This is a genomic window from Allobosea sp. GW821-FHT10B12, assembly GCF_059415545.1.
In genome coordinates this window covers 34,379-42,841 of record NZ_JBWKNL010000018.1, presented here as the reverse complement: position 1 = coordinate 42,841, position 8,463 = coordinate 34,379, and the positions used below count along the sequence as shown (strand labels likewise).

Annotated in this window: 7 protein-coding genes; all 7 read left to right on the top strand. The window is 66.0% G+C overall.

Features of this window, described 5'->3' with window-relative positions; genetic code table 11:
- Nucleotides 1-198: alpha/beta fold hydrolase (locus tag AC07O0_RS30135; RefSeq protein ID WP_494628510.1), on the top strand; the 198-nt coding region annotated here is incomplete at its 5' end.
- Nucleotides 199-600: 402 nt separating this feature from the next.
- Nucleotides 601-1,497: an AraC family transcriptional regulator gene (locus AC07O0_RS30130; protein ID WP_494628508.1), complete on the top strand. Its 897-nt coding sequence runs from the start codon at nt 601-603 to the stop codon at nt 1,495-1,497.
- A 105-nt stretch (nt 1,498-1,602) separates the two neighbouring features.
- Nucleotides 1,603-1,995 (top strand): hypothetical protein, encoded by a 393-nt coding sequence (locus AC07O0_RS30125; protein ID WP_494628506.1) that lies wholly within the window; start codon nt 1,603-1,605, stop codon nt 1,993-1,995.
- A 186-nt stretch (nt 1,996-2,181) separates the two neighbouring features.
- Nucleotides 2,182-2,994, top strand: coding sequence for an SDR family NAD(P)-dependent oxidoreductase (locus tag AC07O0_RS30120; protein WP_494628504.1), 813 nt, complete (start codon nt 2,182-2,184; stop codon nt 2,992-2,994).
- A 208-nt stretch (nt 2,995-3,202) separates the two neighbouring features.
- Nucleotides 3,203-3,898 carry an SDR family NAD(P)-dependent oxidoreductase gene (locus tag AC07O0_RS30115; protein ID WP_494628502.1) on the top strand — a complete coding sequence of 232 codons (696 nt, stop codon included), beginning with the start codon at nt 3,203-3,205 and terminating at the stop codon, nt 3,896-3,898.
- 239 nt (nt 3,899-4,137) lie between these two features.
- Complete coding sequence (locus AC07O0_RS30110; protein ID WP_494628500.1) at nt 4,138-5,340, top strand: efflux RND transporter periplasmic adaptor subunit; 1,203 nt, start codon at nt 4,138-4,140, stop codon at nt 5,338-5,340.
- On the top strand, nt 5,337-8,462 hold the full coding sequence (locus AC07O0_RS30105; protein ID WP_494628498.1) for an efflux RND transporter permease subunit: 3,126 nt from the start codon (nt 5,337-5,339) through the stop codon (nt 8,460-8,462). The genes AC07O0_RS30110 and AC07O0_RS30105 overlap by 4 nt, the downstream gene beginning before the upstream one ends.
- The last annotated feature ends 1 nt before the right edge of the window (nt 8,463 follow it).

The window sequence follows — 8,463 nt, the reverse complement described above, 5'->3', positions numbered from 1 at the left end:
ACCAGCCCGGCCTGGAACGTCAAGCCCAGCTACTATCTCGTCGCCACCGACGACCGCATGATCCCGCCCCCGGCCCAACGCCAGATGGCCAAGCGTGCCGGCGCGACCGTCGTCGAGACCAAGGGCTCCCACGCCGTCTATGTCTCCAGGCCGAAGGTCGTCGCAGACTTCATCGAAAAGGCCGCCAACGCGAGGTGACGCGCGCCACCGCGCTCGAGCACCCAAGCGACAACAATCTAAGGCGGGCCCAAGGGCCCGCTTTCTTGTGCTAACATGAGGGTCCGCTCGCACCTTGCCCATCGGCCCGCACGGGCTCGACGACCAGCAGACAGCCTCTGGCGTCAAGGTCCTACGTCTGGCTCCGGATACATGGCTCGATCTCGACACTCTCTGGCGCGGTGACGCGAAACACCCCGTCCCGGCACTGCTAGATTGGCTTCCGGATCGGCCCGTTTCGCCAACGCACTTGATATCGGGACACCACGCATGAAGATTCTCATCCCCGGGGATCAGCAGGTCCCAGGCCATAGCCTCAACAGCAATCGCCCCATTCGCGAGGCGATCGTCGAAGTCAGGCCTCGGCACGCAGGAGGCCGCTGAATGACCATCGCGGACGCCCCGGAGCTGGAAGACCCCGATCTGGTCCCCCGTGCCGTGTTCGGAACGATGGTCGCGCTCGCTTCGATCGACGATCTCGGCGCCCATCGCCATCGCAAGGCGCAATTGCTCTATGTCGTCAGCGGCGCCCTCACGGTCGAAACATCGAACGGCATCTGGACCGTGCCGCCGCATTGCGCCATCTGGATCCCGAGCGGCATCCCTCATACGGCCCGTTCGGTCTCGCGGGTTACGGTGGGCAATCTCTATGTCGAGCCGTCGCTCGCCGGCCCTCTCAGCGGCGGCTGCGGTATCCTGTTCGTGCAACCGCTGTTGCGCGAGCTTCTGTTCCGCTTCATTTCCAGGCCGCCGCTCTACCCGGAAGGCGATACGCGCGAGACCCGCCTCGTCGCGGTCCTGCTGGACGAGCTGCAGGCGGCGCCGCTCGAGCCGTTGCATCTGCCGATGCCGAAGGACCGGCGGCTGCGGCGCCTCGTCGACACCCTGATCGACGATCCGTCGCTCCGCTTCACCATCGAGGAATGGGGGGCCCGCGTCGGCGCCAGCAACCGCACGCTGACCCGGCTGTTCCAGCGCGAGACCGGCATGTCCTTCATCCGGTGGCGGCAGCAGTTGCATATCGGCCTGGCCTTGCAGCGCCTCGCCTCCGGGCAGTCTGTGACGACGATCGCGCTCGATCTCGGCTATGAGAGCACGAGCGCCTTCATCGCGATGTTCCGGCGCATGCTGGGCACGACGCCGGCACGGTATTTTGCCGAGACGGCAACGGGCGAGGTCGAGCAGGGCGACCGGACGCCGCGGCAAAGCGGAGACGGCACCGGTCGGAAAATTGTCGATTTCGACAACGCCGCCCGGCGGCTCGCCAAGCCGCAATCCTGAACGCCGGATAATCGGGACTCTACGACCCTTCGGCACGCGCCCCTTCCATCGCTGAGAGCGCCTATCGAGCGCGCCGTCGCGTCATTTCCAATTCGGGAGTTCGTCATGCAGATCGACAGAAGCCGGTTCCCGCTCGTCTTTCTCCGGGAGGAAGCAACCGCCGAGATTGATGCCGAAGCCGCGTTCTCGGCGCTTCTCGATCACGGCCAGCCCTTCGTCCTGATCGCCGAACATCATGATCACGACGAGGAGAATGAATCTCACGAGGCCAGGAAGGCGCGCGCCCGGTTCTTCAAGCAGAACAAGGGTCGGCTTCGTGCGCTCTGCGCCGCAGCGATCGTGATCGAGGGCGCGGAGACGGTGCCGGTAGCGTTGCGGCTGGCAGCGCAGGGGCTCGGCAAGGCGTTCGGACTACCGTTCCACTTCGTCCGTGATGAAGAGGCGGCGGTCGCGGCGGGCAGGAAGGCATTGGCGAAGCACGCGGCGGGATGGTCGTGACCTGCGCCAGACGACGGAAATGGCCGGCGCTCGACACTTCCTGGCAGGTCGGCACGAGCCGTTCCTCGCAAGCACAGATAGGCTCGAACCGACATTGAGCAGGGTGCGGTGGGCCGCCGCCATGGCCATCCGGGCACCCGCCGAACGGAACGCCGGCATCCGGCCAACATCACGAGGACATCGACCATGAAAACCTGGTTCGTCACCGGCGCGACCCGCGGGCTCGGCTATGCCTGGATCGAAGCCATGCTCGAGCGCGGCGATCGGGTCGCCGCGACTGGACGCGCGATTGATCGGCTCGACGGTCTCGCCGCGCGGTTCGGCAAGGCGCTTCTGCCGATCGAGCTCGACATCACCGATCGCGACGCGGTCTTTGCCGCGTTGTCCCGGGCGAACGAATGCTTCGGGCGTCTCGACGTCATCATCGCCAATGCCGGCTACGGCCTGTTCGGTACGGTCGAGGAGACTAGCGAGCAGGAGGCGCGCGCGCAGGTCGAGACCAATTTCTTCGGCACGTTATGGACGGCGCAGGCGGCGATCCCGCTGCTGCGGGCGCAGCAGGGAGGACACCTGATGATCACGACGAGCATCGCCGGTGTGGTCACCTTCCCGACCGCCGGCATCTACAACGCGACGAAATGGGCGACCGAAGCCCTGGGCGAGACGCTCGCCAAGGAGGTCGCGGAGTTCGGCATCCGGGTGACGCTGATCGAACCCGGCAGCTTCGCGACCGACTGGAACGGATCATCCGCATCGCATGCGACGCACCGGCCCGAATACGCGCCACTGCGAGAGCGCATCGCGGCGTCCTACGGCAAGCACCAACGGGCAGAGCCCAAGGCTTCGGCCGGGGCCGTTCTGGCTGTGGCAGATGCGACAACGGCGCCGTTGCGCCTGTTCCTGGGCCCGATGGGCCTGCCAGCCGCCAAAGAAGCGTTCGCCTCTCGCCTTGCGACCTGGGAGGACTGGCGCGAGATGTCCGACGCCGCCGCCGGCTGAGTGGACGCAAACGCGTAACGAAGACCGCGACCACCTCACACCGACGATCCTCCGCTTGCCTGTTCATCGGGGCTCCCACTGCCCCGGCACATTTCGCGACATCTCCGGCAAAGGGCCGAGACAGTTTTGCGCGAAGCTCAGGCGATCACGAGTGAGGACGGTATTCCTACGCACTGCGTAACGGACGAAGCGGTTTGCCCGCGTGGCCATGGCCGCGACAATCATTCCTGGGGGCTATTCGATCATGACTGGAAAGGTCTGGTTCATTACCGGAGCTTCGAGCGGCTTTGGCCTCGCCTTGACCGAGGCGGCGCTCGCCCGCGGGGACAGGGTCGCGGCCTGCGCCCGGAGCGGCTCTGCATTCGCGGCGCTGTCCGATGTCTACGAGCCGGACCTGCTGCCGATCGATCTTGACGTGTGCAGCGAGAGCGATGTCGGTGAAGCGATGCGTGTCGCGGCCGACGCCTTCGGGCGCATCGACGTGGTCGTCAGCGGCGTCGACGATGCGGCCTGCGGTGCCATCGAAGAAGCTGGTCGAGCTCATGCACGAGAGCAGTTCGAGACGAATGTCTTCGGCACGCTTTGGGCCATCCAGGCCGCCCTCCCCCTCCTGCGCAAGCAAGGGGACGGGCACATCCTGATCACCCTAAGGCCGATGGTCACCACTGCCATGTCCACGGCAGGCCTCTACAACGCGACGAAAGCGGCGGTGAAAGCGCTCGGCGAAAGCCTGGCCGCCGAAGTCGCGGCAGACAGGATCAAGGTCACGCTGGTCGAGCCCGACGGCTACGGAAACGATGGACGCGGAAGCTCATCGACCCACCTGACGCCCGTAGAGGTCCTGAACATCGTCGATGTGCCGCACCGGTCGCTGCGGCGCCGGAACGCCGCAACCGCGAGGTGAACCGAAGATCGCTCCCGCGTCTCAGCGGCGAGCCTCCGTCCGCCTGTTCATCGGCTCCTCACCTCGGCACATTTCGTGACATTCCCGGCAAAGAGCTGGGACAGTTCTGCGCGAAGCTCAAGCGATCACGAGTGAGGACCGCATCCCCGAAGCGGGTTGCCCGCGTGTCATGTCTCCTTGCGGCCTGAGCTGCTCAGGAGCGGCCACGCGCTCACTTCAGTCCACGACAGGGTTGATGGATGACGCTTCGAAGTGAAGAGACACTAGACGGCCGGCCTCATCCCCGCCGCATCGGCCGCCCTCTCGTTTTAGCAGGTGGCGGGGTTCTGGCGGCAGCCATCGTCGGCGTCGCCCTGCTGTCGAGCTCCAAGCCAACTGCGGCACCGGTGCGGGCAGCACCGGTCCCGGTCCAGGTCACGACGGCGCGGCTCGACGACGTACGTCATGAGCTGCGTCTCGTCGGAACGGTCCTTCCGCTGAGGGATGTCGCCATCCGCACGCAGGTCGATGGCATCCTCAGCCAGGTCCTGGTGCGGGAGGGCGATGCTGTTCGCAAGGGCGACCTGATCGCGACGATCGATGATCGCCTGTTTCGGTCAGCGCTCCAGGCGGCCGAAGGACAGCTTGCACGCAACCAGGCGCTGCTGCGGGCCGCGGAACGCGACTTGGAACGCGCGCAGCGGCTCCAGACGCTGAATTCCGTCGCCAGCGCAACGGTGGATCAGCGGCAATCGGAGGTCGAGCAATTGCGCGCCGCCATCACGATCGATCAGGCGAATGTCGAGACGGCGCGGGTCAATCTCTCGTTCACCCGCATCTTCGCACCGTCGGATGGGCGAGTGGGCCTGCGCCAGCTCGACGCCGGCAACAATGTCCGTCAGTCGGATACGGCCGGAATCGTCTCCATCGTACAGACGGACCCGGTCTCCGTCGTCTTCAACGTGCCCCAGCAGCAGCTGGCGCGCCTTCAGCAATACACGGCGGGGATCACGACACCGTCCGTGAAAGTCCTGGATCGCTCGCTCGGTCGCGAGATCCTCGGCGGACGGATCACTGCTTTCGACAACCGGATTGGCGGTACGAACGGCGCTGCACGTGTGCGAGCGCAGTTCGAGAACGGTTCAGGGGCGCTGACCGCCGGCGGCTTCGTCTCGGTCGTCGTCGAAACCGGCCGCTCCGATCAGGCGATCGTCGTTCCCAAGCACGCCGTTCGCCTCTCGATCGACGGCAGTTTCGTGTTCAGGGTCCAGGGAGAAACCGCCGAACGGGTGCCAGTCGAGGTCGGCTACAGCAACGACGAGCTGGCGGTGATCACGAAAGGCGTGGCGGCCGAGGACCGGATCGTGACCGACGGCTTTTCGCGCCTTCGCCCGAAAACCACCGTCCGCGTGCTGGAGTCGCGGCCGCCAGCCTCCGAGCGCGTCGCGAAGGCTTCGCCATGAGCGCCGTCGTCGAAAGCCAGGGCGCGGCCGCGAAGCCGGAGGGGCTGTCGGCCTGGTTCATTCGCCGTCCGGTCGCCAGCATTCTTGCGGCGGTCGCGGTGACGCTGCTCGGCCTCGTTGCTATTCCCAATCTTCCGGTCGCCCCGTTGCCGGAAGCCGATTTTCCGACCCTTCAGGTCACCGCAACCCTGCCGGGCGCCAGCCCCGAGACCATGGCCTCCTCGGTCGCGACGGTGCTGGAAACCGCCTTCACCGGCATCGCCGGCGTCACCGAAATGACTTCGGCAAGTTCGCTCGGCCAGAGCTCGATCACGCTGCAATTCCGGCTCGAACGCGATATCGACACCGCCGCACAGGATGTGCAGGCTGCGATCAACTCCGTAGCCAGCCGGTTGCCCGACAACCTACCGAGCCTGCCGACCTGGCGGAAGGTGAACCCGACAGACGGGCCGGTGATGGCCCTGACGGTGACATCCTCGACGCTCCCGACGACGGAACTCAGCGATATCGTGGAGACGAAGCTCGCGCGCCGCCTCAGCCAGATCGACGGCGTCGCGCAGGTGATGGTCAATGGCCTGCAGCGTCCCTCGATCCGCATCCAGGCCCAGCCTGAACGGCTCGCCGCCTATGGTCTCACTCTGGAGAACATTCGAACCGCCGTGGCAGCCGCGAACGTCAACCGCCCGAAAGGCGCCATCTACGGCGACGCCTCGATCACCACGCTCCGGACCAACGACCAGCTCTTCAGCGACAGCGATTATCGCGACGTCGTCGTCGCGACGCGCGACGGCGCGCTCATCCGCGTCGGCGACGTCGCGCGCGTACAGGTCGGTCCCGAGGATGCCTATGTCTCGGCGCGGCCCGATGGCGTGCCCGGCCTCGGCATTCTGGTCGACCGGCAACCCGGCGCGAACATCATCGCCATCGCCGACGCAATCCGCGAGCGGCTGCCGACCTTCATGGCGGACCTGCCGGCCGACATCAGCGTCACCGTCATGAACGATCGCACCCGGACGATCCGGGCCTCGCTGCACGAGGTCGAGATCACGCTCGTCCTGACGCTCGCCCTGGTCGTGCTGGTGATGGGGCTTTTCCTGCGGCAGGTCGCAGCGACCCTGATCGTCGGCGTGGTGCTGGCGATTTCCGTCATCGCCACCTTCGGCGTGATCTATCTCCTCGGCTTCAGCCTCAACAACCTCACGCTAGTCGCCCTGGTCATCGCCATCGGCTTCGTCGTCGACGACGCGATCGTCGTGGTCGAGAACATCCACCGTCATATGGAAGCGGGTGAAGGCCGCGTTTCGGCCGCTCTCGCCGGCTCGAAGGAAATCGGCTTCACGGTCGTCTCGATCACGCTGTCGCTGATCGCGGCGTTCATCCCGCTGCTGTTCATGGGCGGCATCATCGGCCGGCTGTTCCGCGAGTTCTCGCTGACCGTAACCGTTGCACTGCTGATCTCGGTCGTAATGTCGCTGACGCTCGCGCCGATGCTCTGCGCCAAGTACATGAAGACGCCGTCGCATCATCTGGAAGGCGCGCGCCCCGACCGGCTCACCGCCCTCTATGCTATCGGCTTGCGCTGGACGCTGCGGCATCAGTGCTTCACCATGCTGGTGTTCCTGGCGACGATCGGCGCGACCGTCGCGGCCTATGTCTTCATTCCGAAGGGCTTCTTCCCGGCACAGGACACCGGCTTCATCGCCGGTCGCACCAGCGCGGCGGCGGACATCTCTTTCGAGGAGATGCGGGAGAAGCATCGGCGGATTGCCGAGATTCTGCGGTCAGACCCGGCGGTCCACGCCTTCAACACCGCCGTCGGCCGGACCGGCGGAAATCCGTCGATGGGCTCCGGGCGCCTCTGGGTCGCGCTGAAGGGACGCAGCGAGAGAGATGTCTCGGTCGATCGGTTCATCGCGCGGATCAGGCCGAAGCTCGCAGCGATTCCGGGCGTCGCCGTCCAGCTTCGCGCCATGCAGGACATCAATCTAGGCATCGGCGGCGCAGCCCAGTACAGCTATGTGCTGACCTCGCCGAACCAGTCCGACCTCGCTTCCTGGGCCGACAGGCTCACCAACGCGATCAGCGACACCCCCGGCTTCCAGGACGTGCGGAACGATCTGGAGCTCGGCGCGCGCATGCAGACTATCACCATCGACCGGCAGGCCGCGGCCCGCTACGGCGTCTCGGTCGATGCGATCGACCAGACGCTCTACGATGCCTTCGGACAGCGCCAGATCGGCGAGTACCAGACCCAGGTCAGCCAATACCAGATCGTCCTCGAGGTCGATCCCGGCGAATTCTCGCGCGTCGATGCGATCAACTCGCTCTATGTGAGGTCCGAGACGACCGGCCAGACGGTTCCGCTCGCCGCCGTGGTCGCGATCGAGCCGCAGACGGCCGGGCCTGTCGTGATCAATCGCGCGGGGCTCGCGCCCTCAGCGACGATCTCCTTCAACCTCAACCCCGGCATGGCGCTCGGCGACGCCGTGACCGCGATCACCCGCCTGCAAGGCGAGATCAGGATGCCGGAGACGGTGAGCGGCCGCACGCAAGGCTCCGCCCAGGCCTTCGAGGAATCGCTGCGCACCCAGCCCTATCTCGTGCTGGCCGCCCTGATCTCTGTCTACATCATCCTCGGCATTCTCTATGAGAGCTTCCTGACGCCCATCGTCATCCTGTCGACCCTGCCATCGGCGGGTCTGGGCGCCCTGCTGATGCTGTGGCTCTGGGGCCTGGATTTCTCGATCATGGCCCTGATCGGCATCATCCTCCTGATCGGCATCGTGAAGAAGAACGGCATCCTGATGGTCGATTTCGCCATGGATGCCGAACGCGAGAGAGGGTTGCCTCCTGACGAGGCGATCTACGAGGCTGCGCTCGCACGCTTCCGCCCGATCATGATGACGACGATCGCGGCGTTGCTGGCGGCGATTCCCCTGATGCTGGCCATCGGTGCCGGCGCCGAGCTGCGCGAACCGCTCGGCGTCGCCGTCGTCGGCGGCCTGATCGTCAGCCAGGTCCTGACTCTGTTCTCGACGCCGGTCGTGTACATTGCGGTGAAGGCTTTGGGGGTTGGGCGGCTTCTCCCACGCGGGAAGCGGCTCGCGGCAGCCGGAGGCTAAC

Coding starts and splice junctions, on each gene's coding strand:
- AC07O0_RS30110 (WP_494628500.1), top strand. CDS start 4,138: ATGACGCTTCGAAGTGAAGAGACACTAGACGGCCGGCCTCATCCCCGC.
- AC07O0_RS30115 (WP_494628502.1), top strand. CDS start 3,203: ATGGCCGCGACAATCATTCCTGGGGGCTATTCGATCATGACTGGAAAG.
- AC07O0_RS30120 (WP_494628504.1), top strand. CDS start 2,182: ATGAAAACCTGGTTCGTCACCGGCGCGACCCGCGGGCTCGGCTATGCC.
- AC07O0_RS30130 (WP_494628508.1), top strand. CDS start 601: ATGACCATCGCGGACGCCCCGGAGCTGGAAGACCCCGATCTGGTCCCC.
- AC07O0_RS30125 (WP_494628506.1), top strand. CDS start 1,603: ATGCAGATCGACAGAAGCCGGTTCCCGCTCGTCTTTCTCCGGGAGGAA.
- AC07O0_RS30105 (WP_494628498.1), top strand. CDS start 5,337: ATGAGCGCCGTCGTCGAAAGCCAGGGCGCGGCCGCGAAGCCGGAGGGG.